At 38.3% G+C, this 18993-nt stretch carries 16 protein-coding genes; 15 read left to right on the top strand and 1 reads right to left on the bottom strand.

All coding sequences use genetic code 11. The annotated features are described in order from the left end of the window. Positions 1 to 12 precede the first annotated feature (12 nt). Positions 13 to 1230: a ribose-phosphate pyrophosphokinase gene (locus tag PYS62_RS04770; RefSeq protein WP_066712364.1), complete on the bottom strand. Its 1218-nt coding sequence runs from the start codon at positions 1228 to 1230 to the stop codon at positions 13 to 15. Between the two features lie 177 nt (positions 1231 to 1407). Here PYS62_RS04770 and yihA point away from each other — a divergent pair, with 177 nt between their 5' ends. The 15 genes from yihA to rpsO all read left to right on the top strand — a co-directional run bounded on the left by yihA (position 1408) and on the right by rpsO (position 18829). Then, positions 1408 to 2010 (top strand): ribosome biogenesis GTP-binding protein YihA/YsxC, encoded by a 603-nt coding sequence (yihA, locus tag PYS62_RS04765; protein WP_066712362.1) that lies wholly within the window; start codon positions 1408 to 1410, stop codon positions 2008 to 2010. A gap of 85 nt (positions 2011 to 2095) precedes the next feature. Beyond that, positions 2096 to 4912 carry a ComEC/Rec2 family competence protein gene (locus PYS62_RS04760; protein WP_066712360.1) on the top strand — a complete coding sequence of 939 codons (2817 nt, stop codon included), beginning with the start codon at positions 2096 to 2098 and terminating at the stop codon, positions 4910 to 4912. Between the two features lie 34 nt (positions 4913 to 4946). Beyond that, complete coding sequence (gene holA, locus PYS62_RS04755; protein ID WP_066712357.1) at positions 4947 to 6026, top strand: DNA polymerase III subunit delta; 1080 nt, start codon at positions 4947 to 4949, stop codon at positions 6024 to 6026. Positions 6027 to 6069: 43 nt separating this feature from the next. Further along, positions 6070 to 6597, top strand: a complete 528-nt coding sequence (locus tag PYS62_RS04750) for an SEC-C metal-binding domain-containing protein (protein WP_066712355.1) — start codon at positions 6070 to 6072, stop codon at positions 6595 to 6597. 30 nt (positions 6598 to 6627) lie between these two features. Continuing rightward, the gene (gene asnS, locus PYS62_RS04745; RefSeq protein ID WP_066712353.1) at positions 6628 to 8028 is read left to right on the top strand and encodes an asparagine--tRNA ligase; all 1401 of its coding nucleotides are present in this window, start codon (positions 6628 to 6630) and stop codon (positions 8026 to 8028) included. A gap of 180 nt (positions 8029 to 8208) precedes the next feature. Continuing rightward, positions 8209 to 8907, top strand: a complete 699-nt coding sequence (gene radC, locus PYS62_RS04740; RefSeq protein ID WP_066712351.1) for a RadC family protein — start codon at positions 8209 to 8211, stop codon at positions 8905 to 8907. A 168-nt stretch (positions 8908 to 9075) separates the two neighbouring features. Then, entirely contained in the window at positions 9076 to 9474 is a 399-nt protein-coding gene (locus PYS62_RS04735; protein WP_066712348.1) for a methylglyoxal synthase, read from the top strand. 103 nt (positions 9475 to 9577) lie between these two features. After that, positions 9578 to 12727: an isoleucine--tRNA ligase gene (ileS, locus tag PYS62_RS04730; protein ID WP_066712346.1), complete on the top strand. Its 3150-nt coding sequence runs from the start codon at positions 9578 to 9580 to the stop codon at positions 12725 to 12727. Between the two features lie 37 nt (positions 12728 to 12764). Continuing rightward, positions 12765 to 13406 (top strand): site-2 protease family protein, encoded by a 642-nt coding sequence (locus PYS62_RS04725; RefSeq protein WP_066712343.1) that lies wholly within the window; start codon positions 12765 to 12767, stop codon positions 13404 to 13406. Between the two features lies 1 nt (position 13407). Then, entirely contained in the window at positions 13408 to 14247 is an 840-nt protein-coding gene (locus PYS62_RS04720; protein ID WP_066712340.1) for a segregation and condensation protein A, read from the top strand. Positions 14248 to 14254: 7 nt separating this feature from the next. After that, the gene (gene scpB / locus PYS62_RS04715; protein WP_066712338.1) at positions 14255 to 14860 is read left to right on the top strand and encodes an SMC-Scp complex subunit ScpB; all 606 of its coding nucleotides are present in this window, start codon (positions 14255 to 14257) and stop codon (positions 14858 to 14860) included. Positions 14861 to 14896: 36 nt separating this feature from the next. Next, a complete protein-coding gene (gene cmk, locus PYS62_RS04710; protein ID WP_066712336.1) occupies positions 14897 to 15571 on the top strand; it encodes a (d)CMP kinase in 675 nt (224 codons plus the stop codon). Between the two features lie 22 nt (positions 15572 to 15593). Further along, on the top strand, positions 15594 to 16337 hold the full coding sequence (locus PYS62_RS04705; protein ID WP_066712333.1) for a lysophospholipid acyltransferase family protein: 744 nt from the start codon (positions 15594 to 15596) through the stop codon (positions 16335 to 16337). Further along, positions 16321 to 18480, top strand: coding sequence for a bifunctional 4-hydroxy-3-methylbut-2-enyl diphosphate reductase/30S ribosomal protein S1 (locus PYS62_RS04700; protein WP_066712330.1), 2160 nt, complete (start codon positions 16321 to 16323; stop codon positions 18478 to 18480). The genes PYS62_RS04705 and PYS62_RS04700 overlap by 17 nt, the downstream gene beginning before the upstream one ends. An 85-nt stretch (positions 18481 to 18565) precedes the next feature. Beyond that, entirely contained in the window at positions 18566 to 18829 is a 264-nt protein-coding gene (gene rpsO / locus PYS62_RS04695) for a 30S ribosomal protein S15 (protein ID WP_066712326.1), read from the top strand. Positions 18830 to 18993 lie beyond the last annotated feature (164 nt).

Here is an 18993-nt window from a genome sequence, read left to right as displayed (position 1 = left end):
TAGCCTCCACGCTTAGTTAGATCTTTTATTGTATTTTGCTAAAAGCTTGTCAATTTTTTGCGTTTGATCAACCAAAGCACCCAAAGATGAATCATGATTAAGTGCATCAATCAAAAGGGCAACAAATTTACTGCAATCGACCTGGCAGAACCAAGGCTTAGCTAATAATTCAGGTGGTAGATAAATGAGGTTACTTGTTAAAACTGCATCGCAAATGCCTTCTGCGTGAGCTTGATCGAAACGTTCGAGGCCAGAAGTGAACAAACCAAAGGTAGCAGCGCAGAAAATACGGCGAGCTTTACGTTTCTTTAGTTCACGACCAATATCAAGCATTGAGTCGCCACTTGAAATCATGTCATCGACGATGAGAATATCCATGCCTTCCACATTATCACCCAAAAATTCATGGGCAATGATAGGGTTACGGCCATTCACAACTTTACTGTAATCACGACGTTTGTAGAAAGCTGCAAAGTCTAAGCCCAACATGGATGCGTAGTACATTGCACGATCAACACCACCTTCATCTGGGCTGATGATCATTAATTTATCCCGACTGAATTCCAAATCAGGGTATTTTTTGCACATCCATTTCAATGTCTGATAGGTGGTAGGGATGCTTTCAAAGCTTAGGGAAGGGACAGAGTTTGCCACACGCGGATCGTGGGCATCAAAAGTAATGACGTTATGTACGCCCAAATTTTCCAATTCCTCTAACGTATAAGCAGCGTCTAATGACTCACGGCCGTTTTTACGATGCTGACGACTTTCATAGAGAAAAGGCATGATCACATTGATACGCCTTGCTTTGCCTGAACAAGCCAAAATAATTCGTTTCAAGTCTTGATAATGCTCATCTGGTGTCATAGCTTTAGGCTGACCATAGAAACTATATGTTTCAGAATAATTCATGACATCGCAGATCAAAAAGACATCATGTCCACGGACTGTATTGGTGAGATGAATACGACCTTCACCTGTTTCCAAACGCAAATTCTGTGTCGGCAATAGATAGTTCTCTCTCAAAAATCCTGGATGTTCGAGGACTTGCTGGTTTGCACCATTTGCGAAATATGCTTTTCTACGATCGTACAACCAAGCGTTTACTTGCTCACAAAATTTTGTTGCACCGATTGGAATAACTACAAGCGGACCAACTGGTTCCATCAGATTTTCGCCATATTGGTCATAAGTAAAATACTGTTTTGCTTTAATTCTCTCTTCAGGCATGCCTAACTCCTTATTCTTTATTAATAGTCGTAGTTAATCGACTTATGCAAGTTATGTTCATATACACTTCTTGCTAATTAAAGACAATACACCTTTATTATAACCTAGATTTATGAGCTTGCAGATAAGTTAAGATTTGGCCTATAATCTTGACAAAATGGAGAAAAGAGAGTCAGCATGTCGCAAACATTTAAGCAAAGTGAATTTATTAAATCAGTTTATAGCCTAAAAGAGCTTAATTTGGCACCTTTACCAGAGATTGTCTTGGCAGGTCGCTCTAATGCTGGCAAATCAACTTTAATCAATGCTTTAACGGGCAGAAGGGCCTTGGCCAAAGTTAGTCAGAAGCCTGGTAAAACCCAAGCTGTCAATTATTTTTTAATCAAAGACACAGATAAAGCAAGCTCTAAAAAGTTGGAATTTTATCTAACTGACTTGCCAGGCTATGGTTATAGCGTAGCGGGTCAAAATAAACAGGCTGAATTTTCTGAATTAACAGATAATTACCTTGAATCAGGCCGCTCATTTGCTTTGATCATCTTGCTACTTGATATTCGCCATACGCCACAAGCTTCTGATTTAGCCATGATTGAGTGGTTAAATTATAAAAATCTGCCTTACATCGTTGTTCTCAATAAAGCAGATAAATTGAGCAAAATGCAACAGAAACAAGCTTTACTTAATTGCCAAAAACTTATACAGGCACCTTGTTTTGCTATTTCAGCTAGCAAATCAAGCGGATTAGAGGACTTATTAGCATATATCCGTGCAATGTTTTAAGTAGTTAGATATTAAGTTTGGAATTTACGAATTTTTGAATTTATTTTCTCCCAACAGCTCGGCTAAATTCAATTAAGCTAGAGCTATGGAACCATATAAGTATGCGAAACAGAGCTTAGTTTATATTTTAGCTTTGTATCTTAAATTCAGCTATGCGCCATTTGCTTTAGCCGTAATAGCTTATGCATTGACGATCATTAATTTTGCAGGAAGTTTTTCAATCAAGCAAAGCCTTAGCTTAGGCAGCTTGATGCTCTTACTAGCTTTGAGTTTGCAATTTGTTGCTATGTACGTTACTAGATGTAAGGCAGGCTTTAATTGGCAATTTGGCCTTTATTTAGCCTGCTTACAGATTTTGTGCTTTAGCTTTTTAACTTGGCGTTATTTTAATGATCTGACAGAGCAGCGCCAATTAATTGAACCATATATTAGTAACTATAATCGTACGGTTTCAAGTGAGTTTCAATCAGCCATCTTAGGTGAGCTAAAATCAGCCAAACGCTTAACGGGACATTTCTATCATCAAAGTCTAGATTTAGCTAAACAATTTCCCTTTTTACAAACTGAGAAATGGCATTTAACAATTAAGACCAAGGTCTTAACTACCAGCTTGTTACAGACTAGGCAATACGGAACTAAGCAATGTATCGCGCAAACTCCAAACAGATTAAGGCTACAATTGGTCTTTCCTAATTCTAGTTTTAGCAAGTTGACAACAGCTTATTTGAAAGCTGGTGATTATTTGGAGGTACAAGGAAGCTTAGAAGCGCCCCCAAATGCTCTGACAGCTGACGGCTTTGATGCTAGGCGCTATTTAGCAAGCAAAGGTATTTACTTAATTTTGCAAGTTAAAAGTTGGAAGACAATTGACCCTAGTCAATTAAGTTGGCCTAATCGTTTGCTTAAGTCGTTAGTAAGCTTACAAAATATGCATTATTACTGGCAACAACTTTTAAGACATAGCCTAAATGAAGAAGATGCGGGCTTAGCACAAGCTGTGAGCTTAGCCAACGGCAATTATTTAGCGAAAAGAGATAAATCAGCATTTCAAACAGCTGGTATTATTCATGCGCTTGTAGCATCTGGCCAGCACGTTAATTATTTGCTTGCGCTTATTTTTTTATTGGTCGAGGCCAGCCCTTTTACATGGTACAAACGGCAAATTCTAGCTCTCTGTTTGCTAGCGTTCTTAGCTTGCTTTTATCTCACAGAGATAGCTTTTTGGCGAGCAATTTTGCAATATGTTTTATTGCAAATAAGCCATCTATCAGGCCGTAATTTGAACAAGTTCAAATTAGCTAGTTTGGCTAATTTTTTTCTCTTAGCCTGGCAACCGTATTTGATTAGTAATATCAGTTTCCATTTAAGTTTGTTAGCCTGCTTAACTTTATATTGTTTACAAGTAATAATGTTTAGGCAGCGTAAGCAAAAAGCTAATGGCTCTCAATCTAAACTCATAGCTAATTTAACTTCTAAATCGGCAAATAAGGCGAGACGCTATTATCCACACTCGCTGACAGACTTCTATCGGGCAAAACAACAAAAACAGACTAATTATTGGTATGCTTTCTTGAAAAATTTAATGAACAGTCGCATAAGTCAGGCTAGCTTGATTGTGCTTGTTATTCAGTTGGTATATAGCTTATTTAATCTGCTTAATGATGAGCTAAGTTTAGCCAAAATTTTAGCAAACAGTTTAATTTTACCTATTCTTGTGTATTTAGCCTTGCTATTTAACAGTCTCAATATAGTTAATGCTTTGGCTTATCTCTGTTCGCTTCCTATTTATAGAGTGATAGGTGAATTACTTAAATTTAGTTTAGACTTTTTAAGGCAAGCTTTGGCTTGGGTCAATTGCTTTTCTTCATACAAAGTCAGTAATAAACAGCTTTTTAGCGCCGGACTTATGCTTATGCTAACCTATCTTTTTAGGCAATATTACATAGCCAAATTGCCAATTAAGCGTTCAGTCTTTAAGTGGCGCTTTATTAGCCTGCTTAGCTTAGCTTTTTGTCTGGGCATATGCTATCTGTTTAACTTAACAATTTATAGTTTGCACTTTTTAGCAGTTGGTCAGGGGGATGCTTGTGTTATTCAATATTGGCAAGCTTTGCAGAAACATTATTGTTTAATTGATGGAGGTGAGGCTAAAAATTTTTCAACAATTCGTGATTTTATGCAGGCTCAGGCTGTGCGAACCTTTGATCTTGCAATTATTTCACATTTTGATAGTGACCATTATGGCGGTATTTTTAACTTAGCGAAAGCAGGTCAAGTTAAGGCAATTATTTGTAGTAAACCTTTAGCTAACAGTGAGAAGTTTGTTGTATATCAAGAATTAAGCACCATCTGTCAAGCTAAACAAATCGAATTAGTGGCTTTGCCACGGCTAAAGTTAGACAGATTACCTGATATAGTGTTGAATAAGCGACTAAAACTTCACTTTATTCAAGTGAAATCATACTCTGAGCAAGAAAATGATTACAGCCTTGGCCTTTATTTATCATTTAATAAGCAAAATATAGCTTTGTTTACAGGGGATATAAGCAAGGAGGCTGAGAATGATTGGCTAGCTCATAAACTAGTTCAAGCTGCACCGATACTTAAAGTAGCGCATCATGGTTCGAAAGGCAGTACATGTGATGAATTTTTGGATTGTGTTAGGCCCAAATTAGCTGTAATTTCCTGCGCTTTTAGCAATACTTATAGGCATCCACGTAGAGAGGTGATCGATCGCTTAAATAGACACAAAGTTTTTGCTTTAAGAACTGATTTACAGGGCAAAATAACCATCAAGCAAAACATTTTTGGTCGTTTACTAGTTAGACCAAGTTTAAATTATTGGCACTGGACAGGCTATCTTGACGCTTGGAAAGCACATGCTTTATTTAGAAGTAGCTGATGTCAATTAAATGGCTTTGTGTTAAACTGGCGATATGGCTTACACGAAAAAACAAACTACAAACAGTTTTAATTTGTATCAGACAGCTGTTAAAGCGATACAAGCTGAACAGTTTAAGCTGCTTTACGTCTTAGCCGGTGAGGAGCGTTTCTTAGTTTCCGCTGCCTTAGAAAAATTAAAGGTGCAGCTTGGTTTAGCTTCTGATTTAAAGTCAGAGATTGATGCCCATGTTATAGACATTGATGCTAAAACAAGCAATCTTGATTGGCCTAGTATCACAAGTGAATGCCAGATGCCCCCATTTATGGCCAAAAAGAGATTGCTGTTGATTAAGCAGAGTAAGTTGTTTCAGCAAGCTTTAGGTGTTGAGAAACAGGCAGCGTGGCAAACTTTTATGCAAGCTTTATGTCAGAGCAAAGCTTGTGTTTGCGTGTTTTTAGAAGATAAAATTGATCAACGGCTTAAACACTGTCAGGCTCTTAGCAAAAGTCAAGATTGTGCCATCTATAATTTTTCTTATGTTGAGCAGCCAGTATTAGCTGTTTGGTTAGCAAACGAGCTTAAGAAGTTAGGCTTGAAAATCACTAATTCTGCACTTACTTCATTGTTGGAGCGAAGCAATTGTGAGCTGTTTGTTTTGCAGAATGAATTGCGTAAGCTTAAGCTGTATTGCCAGGCTAATAATTTGACGGCAATAGACATGAACGTTGTTGACCAGCTTTTACAACGTGACATGAAAGCAGATATTTTCGATTTGCTAGATGCAGTTAGTGCAAAGAATTTAGCTAAAGCCAAAGCAATCATGAGCATTTTGCAAGCTAACAAACAAGTTTTTTTGGTGACACTATTACTTCTAGGGCGCCATATGCGTGAACTTTTAGTAGCAAAAACAAGACCAGATTTATTGACCGCTAGTCCTTGGAAAGTGAACAAATTAAAAGCGCAAGCTCGTCAATTTACAGCTCAGGAATTAAGCGATATGATTCGGTTTTGTGCTGACTGTGATACAGTATACAAGAGCTCTTATACGGATGAATTAGCACTGAGTGATCTTCTTTTAGCTAAGCTGGTCAAAACAGATTTAGATATAAAATTTGCAGAATTAGCAATTTGAGCTTAATATTTAGGAACTTATTGTTTATCGAGGTAGGAGAACTATGTCTTTTTACGATGATTGGATGAAGAAGAGCGAAGATATTAGTGATATGACTAAATATCAAAACTATATGCGTGAATACTATGAGTTAGAGCAGAAGGCTTATGATAGTATTTTGAGTGCTTATCCTGAGAATGAAAACTTAACTCATGGTACAGTAACTGAGTTGAGCGAAAAGCTTGGCTTCGGTAAGAAGTTTGATATTTTTACGGGCTTTTTGGAAGGTATTAATTCCAGTTTGAAGCAGCCAATTGATGTTAAGAATGTAACTGCTGAAACAGAAATTGCTTTGGATATTGATTACAGAAACTTGCTTTACAATATGCACGGTGCTAAAGCAACTTGGCTTTTCAAGTTAGATTCCTGGAAGAGCGTGTTGAGCGCTGAGGAGATTTCAGAGATTGGTAAGAATTATCGCCGTGAACATATTGCTGTTAGCGAAAAAGTCGGTCGTAATGACCCTTGCTCATGCAACTCTGGCAAGAAATACAAGAATTGCTGCATGCACAAGGAACAAGAACAGGCTTAAGTTAGATTGATAGCTGGTTGGAGGAATAATATGCTGAAGTACAATGTTGAAGTAAAGCAATTGATGTTAAATCCCAAACAGTATGCTGACAAGGAATGTGTTGTTAGCGGTTGGGCTAGGACAATTCGTGATCAGAAAGCCTTTGCCTTTATCGCGTTACAAGACGGTAGCTATCAGCAACCTTTGCAGTTAGTTGTTAATCGTGAAAATGTAGCTAATTATGATGAGTTAGTTCATCAAGGTACAGGTACAGCTTATACAGCTCGTGGCAAAATTGTTTTGACACCGAACGCTAAGCAGCCACTTGAGATGCAAGTAAAAGAGATTGTACTCGTTGGTGATTGCCCAAGTGATTTCCCTTTGCAACCAAAGCGTCATACAGTTGAGTATTTGCGAACAATACCGCATTTACGTATGCGTACTAATTTGTTACAGGCTGTCTTTAGAGTGCGTAGCGAGGCTGCCTTTGCGATTCATGAATTTTTCCATAGCCGTGATTTCTTGTATATTCATACACCATTAATTACGACTAATGATGCTGAGGGTGCTGGTGAGATGTTCCAAGTCACAAGCTTAGATTTGAACAATTTGCCGCTGAATGAAGCTGGAAAAGTGGATTACACACAAGACTTTTTCAATAAGAAAACTTATTTGACAGTTACAGGTCAGTTGCACGCTGAGGCTTTTGCGCAATGCTTCAAAAATGTATATACATTTGGTCCAACTTTTAGAGCCGAAAATTCAAATACAACACGCCATGCAGCTGAATTTTGGATGATCGAGCCTGAAATTAGTTTTGCTGATATTGAAGATGCGATGAATTTGGCTGAGGATATGTTGAAACATATCATTAAACGTGTTTTAGAGCGTTGCCCATCTGAGATGCAAATGTTCAATCAATTTGTTGATAAGGGCTTACTTGAACGCTTAGAGCATGTTGCTAACAGTAATTTCGCACGTATTACTTATACAGAAGCAATTGATCTTCTGAAAAAAGCAGATAAGAAGTTCAAATATGCTGTTGATTGGGGCTGCGATATTCAGACAGAACATGAGCGCTATTTATCTGAGGAAGTATTTAAGTCACCTGTATTCGTGACAGACTATCCAGCTGATATTAAAGCTTTCTATATGCGCCAGAATGAGGATGGTAAGACTGTGGCAGCGTTCGATTGCCTAGTGCCAGGCGTAGGTGAGATTGTAGGCGGTTCACAGCGTGAAGAACGCTTGGAGCGTTTAGAGCAAGCTTATCTGAATAAGGACTTGAATGTTGCTGACTATGCTTGGTATAACGATTTGCGCCGTTTCGGTTCAACTCCGCATGCTGGTTATGGCCTTGGCTTTGAGCGTATATTGATGTACTTAACAGGTGTATCCAATATTCGTGATGTTGAGCTTTTCCCACGTACAGCTGGTAACGCAATGTATTAATAAGTGAGTGTTTTTCACAATTTCAACAAGCAGTTCAGTTTCACCTGAGCTGCTTTTTTGAATTTTGGGCCCAGATTTGAATTTTTGACGCAAAATTAAACGCAAATTCCAATTATTATCCCTTATGCTTGATGTATAGCTAAAGATCAGTTATACAAAATTGCTAAGGAGGAAATTACAGTGTTTACATTAGCCGAACTTAATGTAAGCGAGCGCCCTTATGAGAAATTGCAAATAGCAGGTAGTACTTATCTAACTAATGCTGAATTATTAGCTATTATTTTGCAATCTGGGAAAAAGGGCCAATCTAGCCTTGATCTGGCTGCTAATTTACTGGCCAATGAGATGGTTGGCCACAACCTTCGTCAATTAGCCAACTTGGAGGTGAATGACTTACTTGAAATTAAGGGCATAGGCCTAGCAAAAGCCGCTCGCATATTAGCGTGTGTAGAGTTAGCCAAACGTATCTGGCAAAGTAAACCGATTAATACTAGATTGATTTTGGATACACCAGAAGCTATCTACAAATTTATATTACCGAGATTGCAGCATGGGAAGGAAATGATTTTCGCGCTTGACCTAGATTGTCATTTGCAACTATTACATATAAGCACTATTGCAATTGGCAGATTAGATGAGGCCAATTTTGACGCCCGGGAAGTGTTACGCTTAGCTTTGCGCTACAATGCTAAAAGTGTTATACTCGTACACAATCATCCAAGCGGCGAAGTATTGGCAAGTGAGGCTGATTGTTTAACGACAGAGAGGCTGGCAAAACTCTTAGCCAATTGCGCTGTTAGTTTGCAGGATCATGTGATTGTGACAGAGCATTCTTATCTCAGTTTGTACGAAGAGAGAAGAGAGCTTTTTGAGGCTTGAGTTTGCTTGATATTCCGCTTATTGATAAATAATGTAAGGATAATTTGCTACTATTTGTGCTTTGTGCAAAATGTATAAATAATTAATGCTTTTTCAGTAAAGCTTGGTTGATTTAGAGAACAAATAAGTTTATTCTTATAGTATCTTAGCGGATATGAGGTAGACGTGATGAGGATTATTTTATTAGCAGACAGTCGTAAAAATGAGTTGTTAATTAATTTTTGCATTGCTTATAAACAGTTGTTGAAACGACATCAACTATTGTCTACTTTGAATCTGGCACGTTTGCTAGAAGAGAATGTTGGCTTGAGTGTAACAGGTGTGCCAAGTGATATTGTTGGTGGCTTAGGTCAATTGACGCAAAGAGTTAGTTACAACGAGATAGATGCTGTGATTCATTTGCGTGATAGTAAGCAAGGTGGCGCTGAATACTTGAAATATAGTCAGAGTTTGCTTGATATTTGTGATATCAACAGTATTCCATACGCAAGTAATATCGCTACAGCTGAAGTCTTGATTTTAGCAATTGATCGTGGTGACTTAGATTGGCGTGAACTTGTCCACTAATTTGGTAGTTGTTGATACTTATAAGCTAGGCAAATTAGACATTTGCTTAGCTTTTTTTTATAATCTATTTTTATAGTGTTGTAAGAGTTAGGAAGGTAAAGCCATGTATCCAAAGTTAAATGCTGATATGAAATTTTCCGAGCGCGAAGAGAAAAGATTGCAAATATGGAAACAGCAAAATTTAGCTGAAAAGTTATTAAAATTAAATTCAGATGGTCCTGATTTTACAATTTACGATGGACCTCCAACAGCTAATGGTAAGCCTCATATAGGCCATATCCTGACCCGTTCAATCAAAGATTGCATTCCACGTTGGAAGCGTATGCAAGGCTACAATGTAGCTTTCAAAGCTGGCTGGGACACACATGGTCTGCCGGTTGAATTAGAGGTTGAGAAAGAACTCAATTTGGATGGTAAGGGTGAAATTGAGGATTATGGTGTCGCTAATTTCATTCAGAAGTGTAAAGAGAGTGTCTGGCGTTACAAAGATCTTTGGCAAGAGATGTCAGAGCGTGTAGCTTATTCAGCTGATATGCAGCATCCTTATGTCAATTATGAAAATTATTACATTGAGTCTGAGTGGTATTTATTACAACAGATTTGGCAGAAAGGGCTTCTTTATAAAGGCCATAAGATTTTGCCATATTGTCCACGTTGTGGCACATCTCTGTCCAGTCATGAGGTAGCTCAAGGTTACAAAGATGTCAAAGAAAACTCAGTCATTGTGCGCTTTAGTTTGAAAAATGCTGAGAATACCTATATTTTGGCTTGGACGACAACTCCTTGGACCCTGCCATCTAATGCTGCTTTGTGCGTAAATCCTGATATTGATTATGTCAAAGTTAATATGGGGGATGAGTTCCTTTATTTAGCTAAGGCACGTTTAGAGTCGGTATTAGGCGAAAAAGACTATACAATTGTTGAAGAATACAAAGGTAGCGACTTAGTTGGCTTAGAATATGAGCCTTTGTTCCCATTTGCTAAAGATATGGTAGCTAAGTCCAAGCAAAAAGCTTGGTATGTCGTATCTGGCGATTATGTAACAGTTACAGATGGTACAGGTATTGTTCATATTGCACCTGCCTTTGGTGAAGATGATGCCCAAATCGGTCGCAATTTTGACTTGCCGACTATTCAATTTGTCGACTTGAGAGGTCAATTAACTCCAGAATGTGGTAAATTTGCAGGCGTTTTCTGTAAAAAAGCAGATCCAATGGTGATTGATGATTTGCAAGAGCGCAGTTTGTTGTTTGCTGTTTTGCCATTTACACACAGTTATCCACATTGCTGGCGTTGCGATACACCGTTGATTTACTATGCTCGTAGTGGCTGGTTTATCGCTATGACCAAAGTCAGAGATCAATTGTTGAAGAATAATCAGTCAGTTAATTGGCTACCTGAAAATATTAAAGATGGTCGTTTTGGCAATTTCTTGGAGAATGTAGTTGACTGGGCTTTGTCACGAGAACGTTATTGGGGTACACCATTGCCAGTTTGGCAGTGTCCTGATCTACATCGCTATTGTATTGGTAGCATTGCTGAACTCAAAAAAATGTCACCCGATTGTCCTGATGATATTGAGTTACATAAGCCATTTATCGATTCTGTGCATATAACTTGCCCTGAATGTCAACAATTGATGACAAGAGTGCCTGAAGTTATCGATACATGGTTCGATTCTGGTGCGATGTTCTTTGCCCAGTACCATTATCCATTTGAAAATAAAGAATACTTTGCTAAACATTTCCCAGCTGACTTTATTTCAGAAGCACAAGATCAGACGCGTGGCTGGTTCTATTCACTTTTGGCAATATCTACTTTGTTGCGGCAGCAAAGCCCATACAAGAATGTCATTTGCTTAGGCTTAGTTTTGGATAAAAACGGCATTAAGATGAGTAAGCATAAGGGCAATGTTGTGCAACCACAAGCAATTTTGGATGGACCTGGTGCTGATGCTGTACGTTGGTATTTCTATGCCAACTCCAATCCTTGGCTACCTAGCCGCTTTAGTTTGGATACAGTGACTGAATTGCAAGGTAAGTTTATGAGTACCTTGTGGAATACTTTGGCTTTCTACACACTTTATGCAGAGATTGACAAGTATGATCCATTCACAGCTAAGAGTGATGTGACCTTGCAACCAATTGATAAATGGGCTTTGAGTAAGTTGAATAGCTTAGTTAAGAAAGTTAATGCTTGTTTGTCTGAATATCAATTAACACCAGCAGCTCGTTCGATTCAAGACTTTGTTGATGAGCTTAGTAACTGGTACGTTAGACGTAATCGTGAACGTTTCTGGGCTAGTGCAAATGATGATTCTAAGTTGGCAGCTTATCGGACCTTATTCACAATCTTGGAAACTTTGAGCCGCTTGTTAGCTCCATTTACGCCTTTCTTGGCTGATGAAATGTGGCATGTACTTTATGCACCAAAGGCTGAGGGTACTTATCCAGAATCAGTTCATTTGGCAACTTACCCACAAGCTGATATGAGTTTGATTGATCTTGACTTAGAGAAAGAGATGGATTTAATCAGACAATTAGTTAATTTGGGTCGTTCAGCTCGTAACGTTTCACAAGTTAAGAACAGACAACCACTCTCTGAGATGCGAGTAGTTGGTTTGACTGGTGAGGAAATTAGTGCTGAGAACCAAGAGCAAATCAAGGATGAGTTGAATGTGAAGTTGCTTGTCTTCCAAACAGATGCAACAGATTTACTTGACTATACATTTAAGCCACAGTTACGTCTGTTAGGTCGCCGTTTTGGTAAAGAACTTAATGACTTAAAAGCTAGTTTGGCTAAATTGAATGGAACAGCTGCTTATGCAGAGCTTAAGCAAAATGCTTATATCACAGTTGAAGTTAATGACCGTCAAGAGAAATTAACTGAAGAAGAATTGTTGATTGAAAGTAAGCAGAAAGCAGGCTTAGCTACAGTTAGTGAGGGTGCATTGACAGTTGCACTCAACCTAGAATTAACACCTGAATTGGAAGAAGAGGGCTTGTATCGCGAGTTTGTGTCCAAGGTACAGAATTTGCGTAAACAGCGTGATTACAACGTCACAGACAAAATTAGTGTTAAGTATGCTAGCGCTGCTGTAATTCATTCCATGTTAGAGAACTACAGGCAGACAATAATGTTTGAAATTCAAGCAAATGTTTTGACTGAAGTTAAGGAGAGTGAGCTTTCTAAAGCTGAAAAGTTTGATTTAAATGGTCATACTTTGTTAGCTGATATTGGAGTAATAGCTTAGTGATCGTAGTTGGAGCTGTTGTGTATAAGGAGATTCTATGTTGAGTTCTATCTGCCGAATTGTTGTATTGGTGTTTTCCATTGTTTTGCATGAGTTAAGTCATGGCTGCATGGCGTATCATTATGGCGATAGGACAGCTTATCGGGCTAACCGTTTAACATTAAACCCGTTAGCCCACTTTGATCCAATTGGCTTTCTGATGATTTTATTTGCATCAGTTGGTTGGGCTAAGCCTGTGCCAGTCAACCCAAATAATTTTGATCCAAAATATAACATAAAGTTGGCGAACATTGTTGTGTCGCTAGCTGGCGTTATTATGAATTTTATTCTGGCCGTGATTGGTGCTTTGATTTTTGCTAGCTTAATGAAACATAATCAGGTAATTGCCAATGTGCGCTTTACACGGACCTTGCTCCTATTGAGCTACTATTTGTACCAGATCAATTTGGGTTTGCTTTGCTTCAATATTTTGCCAATTCCACCTTTGGATGGTTATTGGATTTGGAGTACTTTTATGCCAGCCAAAGTTCAAAATTTTCTTAATGCGAATAGTCGCAGCTTTATGTTTGCTTTGCTGATTTTAGCAATTTTACCTTTCAATATTTTGAACCGCTTGATGACAGTTGTCTTATTGCCAATTACGCAAATCATTGATTCTTTGGTTAGGTTGATTATTTAATATGGCCACTGATGAATTAAGCCTTTATGTTGAAAAGACAGAAACAAGCAGCAAATTAGCCCTGAAAATCAACGACTTTTCTGGCCCGCTTGATTTGTTACTCTATTTGATCAGTAAACATAAGATCGATATTTACGATATTCCAATTAAGGAGCTGACGGAGCAATATTTTGCTTATTTGGAGTCAGCCAGAGCCCTTAACTTGGATATAGCGACAGATTTTGTTCTGATGGCAGCGACTTTAATGCAGATTAAATCACGCTTATTGTTGCCATTACCTACAGACAAAACTGAAGATATGTCCGATCCGCGTCAAGATTTAGTCTTTCAACTATTACAATACAAACGCTGCAAACAGATTGCTCAAGGCTTGCAAGAACGTTATGCAGCTTATTGTTACTCTATTGAGAGACCTAGTTTAACTAAGCACGATTTAGGTTTGAGCGTATCAACGGCTAATTATTTGAAGGAAGAACAATGTAGCTTAGACAAATTGTTGAACGTAATTACGACTATGGCTGAACGTAATGGCCAAATGTATCAAAATCTGAGCGAGAAATTGCGCTATATTTTGGCCAAAGAAAAAATCAGCTTAAAAGAAAGAATTAAGCGTATTTATCATAAATTGCAATCTGTGAAGCAACTGAAATTTTTCAGCCTTTTAAGAGGTTGCTCCAAGGAAGAAAAAATAACTTATTTTTTGGCCTTACTAGAATTGGTCAGACGACAATTAGTGAGAGCAGAACAAGCAGATTTTCAAACCGATATTACCGTCTACAAGCAAAGTGACGCTGAAAATGATGCTTTGGAGAAAACAGCTATCTTTGAGGACTATCAGTAGGTGATTTATGGAAAATTTGACAGATACAGAATATACAGTAGCTAATGCGTTAAATGATAAAGTTAACGCTTTGGAGATTTTGTTGTTTGCTAAGGCCGAGGCTATGCCTGCAAGCAATCTATGTTTGCTCTTACCAGCAACTGAAACTGAATTGCCAAATATAGTTGATGCTTTGAATAAGCGTTATCAGGCATCTGGTTCTTATTTGGAAGTTAGACGTTTAGACAACAGCTACATATTAACTAATCAAGCTCGCTCCAAAGCTTTGTTAAGCGCGCTTTTTGCTGATAATTTAAATCCACGTTTAAGCAAGCAAGCGTATGAAGTATTAGCTGCTGTAAGTTACAATCAGCCATGCACGAGAGCGCAGATAGAATTAATTAGAGGAGTAAATTCTGATTCTGTCATTAATAACCTAGTGGAATTAGGTTTATTAGAAAAAAATGGTTTTCTAGAATTGCCAGGTCATCCAGCTTTATACGTTGTAACTGTTAAATTTTTGCGCTTGTTTGGCTTGAGTTCCACCGCCGACTTACCAGCACAACCTCTGCTGATGTATGATAGTCTACGGCAATTAAATGAAGAAGCGAGCGCAGCTGGAATTGAAACTTGATAACTCAGCTGACATAAAGTGAAGATGGAGCAAGAAATGAATAATATAACTGTAGCAATTGATGGACCTAGTGGCGCTGGAAAGAGCACGATTGCTGAATTATTAGCAAAACAATTTAATCTTTATCATTTAGATACAGGTGCGCTGTTTCGTTGCTTGGCACTTTATGCTTGGAAAAATGAGCTTGATATAAGCCAAGAAGCTACACATGAGGCAATTTTAGCTAATGCCGATGTGAAAATTAAGATAGGGCAGAACAGAGTTTATTATTTGCTGAATGGCGAGATGGTTGACTCTGATTTAAGACGAGAAGAAGTAGGTAATATGGCTTCTTTTTTGAGTCAAAATCCTCAGATGCGCAATTTTGTGCTGGACTTAGAGCGGCAATTTGCCAAGCATAATAATGTGATTATGGATGGACGCGATATTGGAACTGTCGTTTTACCTCAGGCTGATGTCAAAGTTTATTTGGATGCAAGGGCTGAAGAAAGAGCAGCCAGACGCTGGCGTGAACTTACAGCTAAAGGCGTGAAGAGTGATTATACACAAGTTTTAAATCAGATTAATCAGCGTGATTATCAAGATATCAATCGACCACTTGCACCTTTGAAGCAGGCAAGCGATGCTGTTTATATCGATTCCAGTCAAATGGAGATTGAAGAGGTATTATCTAGAATAAGTCATTTGATTCAATCAACCAAGAAGGCGTGATTAAAGAAAGTTGGTGAAAATAGTGCCGTTAAATGTTGCTGATTCCAAGAAACCTAAGATTGAAAGTTTGCCAGAGACATTTCAGCTTGCAAAAGGCTGGCGAAGAAGCGTGATTAAGCTGGTCGAATTTGGTTTACGTCGTTATTATTGCATTACAATTTCACCAGATTTTAATCGCTTAAATAGCGAAATTTTGGCATTAGATGAGCAAACTAAACGGCCGTATGTTATCATTTCTAACCATCAGAATTTTTGGGATGTGCCTTTAATTATATTGGCAGTTTCGGCATGGATTGATTGGGTTTGCAAAAATGAGCTATTTGACGTACCTTTGTTCGGTAATTTTTTGAGAAAATGGGCGGCAATTCCTTTTAATAGGCACAAATTGGATTTAACTGCTATCAAAACTATCATCAAACGTTTGAAAGATAAGCGCATAGTAGGCATCTTTCCCCAGGGCCATCGCTGTAAGACTAAAGAAGAACTTCTTGTTTATCAGCCACAATCGACAATTGTAAACTTGATTAGAAAAACTCATGCTAGAGTTTTATTGATAGGTATCGCTGGTGAATTTAAATTCCACTCTAAGCTTGAATTACAAATGCTGCCAGCTTTTGATTTGGCTGATTTTTATGATACTGATCAAAGCGATGATGAGATAGCTTATGATTTAATGAGAAAAGTATATACCTTGGCCAAAAAAGATTATCCGACCTACGATGAGATGAAACAGTTCAAAGAAAGGCATAATGAGCACACAAAGTAAAGGCAACAATTTACAAGCTAAAAGTTATACACTGGCCTCTAGTTATGGCTTTTGCTATGGCGTCAAAAGAGCTGTGCAAAAGGCATACAAAATTGCCGATATATTAGATGGCCAAAAATGTTATATGTATGGTGCTGTCATTCATAACAAACACGTTGTGCAATCCTTGATTGAACGTGGCTTTGTCTTAGTCGAAAAAACCAGTGAAGTACCAGCAAAAGCCAGTGTTCTCATCAGAGCACATGGCATAACCCAAACAGAATTAGCACTGCTTAAGGCTAAGGAATGTACGATTATTGATGAAACATGTGGGTATGTGCGTTTTATTCAACAGAAAATAGCACAGTATCACGCCAAAAATTACCAAATTATCCTAGCGGGACATCGCGGCCATCCAGAAATTATCAGTGAAGAGAGCTTTGCGCCTGGCAATTGTTTGGTGGTAGAGAGCTTGGATGAGGCGAAAAAACTTAATATTACACGGGTCCCTAGTGTTTTATTGGCGCAGACGACATTTAACCATCAGGAATTTACAAAAATTTTAAATTATTTTTCTTTACATCTTGAAGAAATGCTCGTTTTTGATACAATATGTAGAGCGACAGTTGATCGACAACTAGCCACAAGGGAATTGGCTCAGATGAAGGACGTCATGGTAATCATTGGCGATCGAAGTAGTTCTAATACCAAGCGTTTAGTTGACCTATCGACTGAGGTTTGTAGAGCAACCTACTTGATTGAGAGCGCAGCTGAAATGGCTGAACTTAAACGTCAAGGTCTAATATCTGCTAAGCACGTAGGCATAGCAGCATCGGCCTCAGCGCCAGACAGTATTATCACGGAGGTCATTCGCATAATGAATGAGAACACAGAAGTAACCAAGAACCAAGAAACTTTAGCTAATGAAGTTCCTAACGACCAAGCAGTTGTCGATAACAAAGCAGAAGCGGGCAGCGATGTCAATTTTTCTGATTTCATCGAGAATATCCCGCAGTTGAAACGCGGTGAAATTATCAAGGGTGTGATCGTTCGTTATGACCAGGATTTCGTTTATGTAGATGTTAAAGACAAGTCTGAAGGCAAAATCCCAATGAGCGAATTCTTGAAGACACCTGATTTCGACTTGGATAAAGCAATTGCTGATCATGAAGAGGTTGAAATTTATGTTCGTAGCATTCGTAACACAGAGATGGGCAAGGAGATCTTGCTTTCTAAGGCTAGAGTAGATTTCAATAAGTACAAAGAGTTATTGAAGAAAGCCTTCGAAGAGAAGACACCTGTTACAGTTAAGATTGTTAACAAGGTTAAGGATGGCGTTATCGCTTCTTATGGTGGAGCTGACATCTATATCCATCGTACACAATTAGAATTACACACAGTCGAAGATTTAGATCAATATGTAGGTCAGACAATTGAGATTTTGATTACAGCCTTTGATGATAGCAACAACCGTCGCTTACGTGTGACAGGTTCACGTCGTAGCTTGTTGGCTGCTATTCGTGACAAACAAGCAGAAGCTATTTGGGACAACTTAGAAGTTGGCGATGTTTACGAAGGTACAGTTCGTAACTTGACAAACTTCGGTGCATTCGTTGACTTAGGTGGCTTGGATGGCTTGATCCATATTACAGAGCTTTCTTGGAAGCACATTCGTCATCCTAAGGAAGTTGTTAAGATCGGTGACAAGGTTAAGGTTTACATAAAGGACTTCGATCGCGAATCTAAGCGTATTTCTTTAGGCTATCGTAAGATCGAGGATGATCCATACTTCCAAATCGAAGAGAAGTATCCTGTTGGTTCAATTATTAATGGTAAAGTTGCACGTATCATGCCTTATGGTGTATTCGTCAACATTGCACCTGATGTAGATGCTTTGTGCCATATTTCACAAGTCTGCAATCATCGTATTGAGAAACCAGAAGATGTATTGAAGCCAGGTGATGAAGTACAAGCTCGTGTCTTGGAAGTCAACTTGGAGCGTCGTCGTATTTCTATCAGCATTAAGTCTGTTATGAATTTGGGTGAGACAGAAGGCTCTGCAATGGCCATGAGCAAGAAAAAGGAAGAGCAAGATTTCCCAAGCTCATATCGTGATGATGATGGCAAGGGCGCTGACATCAACATTGTTAAGTCAAACGACTAATTAATTTGCTAAATCGCCTTTTACTTAGCATGACTTAAGTCCAAAGTTAAGCTCAGTTCAAGGTTAGAATAGGAAGGAAAAGGACATGGATAAGGAAAGAAAAGCAGTTATTATTCAAGAGTATGCTACACATGAGGGTGATACAGGTTCACCAGAAGTTCAAATTGCTTTGTTGACAGAACGGATCAATCATCTTACAGAGCATTTGAAGAGCCATTTGAAAGATCACCACAGCCGTCGTGGCCTATTGATGATGGTAGGTAAGCGTCGCAGCATGTTGGGTTACTTGCAGAAGGTTGACATTGAACGTTATCGTTCATTGATTGTTCGCTTGAATTTGCGTAAGTAATTTTTTATCTTCGGAGCCTGAATAAAAGTTCAGGCTCTTTTTATATCATCAAGTTTTCCAACTTTAATTTGAAATTTTTAGCTTTGTATTGCGATTTTGGCGTCTTTAATGCTTGTGCTAAGAACAAAAAATGCTATGATAAAAAGGATAAATGAGAAAGAGAG

It is taken from the genome of Amygdalobacter nucleatus (genome assembly GCF_029167365.1).
GTDB classification, from domain to species: domain Bacteria; phylum Bacillota; class Clostridia; order Saccharofermentanales; family Fastidiosipilaceae; genus Amygdalobacter; species Amygdalobacter nucleatus.
Note: the sequence above shows the minus strand (reverse complement) of the source record. Positions and strands in the feature narration are given on the sequence as shown.

What these genes read in the sequence shown, in the direction of transcription:
- PYS62_RS04720 (WP_066712340.1), top strand. Translation starts at nt 13,408, where the DNA reads ATGGCCACTGATGAATTAAGCCTTTATGTTGAAAAGACAGAAACAAGC.
- cmk (WP_066712336.1), top strand. Translation starts at nt 14,897, where the DNA reads ATGAATAATATAACTGTAGCAATTGATGGACCTAGTGGCGCTGGAAAG.
- yihA (WP_066712362.1), top strand. Translation starts at nt 1,408, where the DNA reads ATGTCGCAAACATTTAAGCAAAGTGAATTTATTAAATCAGTTTATAGC.
- rpsO (WP_066712326.1), top strand. Translation starts at nt 18,566, where the DNA reads ATGGATAAGGAAAGAAAAGCAGTTATTATTCAAGAGTATGCTACACAT.
- holA (WP_066712357.1), top strand. Translation starts at nt 4,947, where the DNA reads ATGGCTTACACGAAAAAACAAACTACAAACAGTTTTAATTTGTATCAG.
- asnS (WP_066712353.1), top strand. Translation starts at nt 6,628, where the DNA reads ATGCTGAAGTACAATGTTGAAGTAAAGCAATTGATGTTAAATCCCAAA.
- PYS62_RS04735 (WP_066712348.1), top strand. Translation starts at nt 9,076, where the DNA reads ATGAGGATTATTTTATTAGCAGACAGTCGTAAAAATGAGTTGTTAATT.
- PYS62_RS04700 (WP_066712330.1), top strand. Translation starts at nt 16,321, where the DNA reads ATGAGCACACAAAGTAAAGGCAACAATTTACAAGCTAAAAGTTATACA.
- PYS62_RS04770 (WP_066712364.1), bottom strand. Translation starts at nt 1,230, where the DNA reads ATGCCTGAAGAGAGAATTAAAGCAAAACAGTATTTTACTTATGACCAA.
- scpB (WP_066712338.1), top strand. Translation starts at nt 14,255, where the DNA reads ATGGAAAATTTGACAGATACAGAATATACAGTAGCTAATGCGTTAAAT.
- PYS62_RS04750 (WP_066712355.1), top strand. Translation starts at nt 6,070, where the DNA reads ATGTCTTTTTACGATGATTGGATGAAGAAGAGCGAAGATATTAGTGAT.
- PYS62_RS04725 (WP_066712343.1), top strand. Translation starts at nt 12,765, where the DNA reads ATGTTGAGTTCTATCTGCCGAATTGTTGTATTGGTGTTTTCCATTGTT.
- PYS62_RS04760 (WP_066712360.1), top strand. Translation starts at nt 2,096, where the DNA reads ATGGAACCATATAAGTATGCGAAACAGAGCTTAGTTTATATTTTAGCT.
- ileS (WP_066712346.1), top strand. Translation starts at nt 9,578, where the DNA reads ATGTATCCAAAGTTAAATGCTGATATGAAATTTTCCGAGCGCGAAGAG.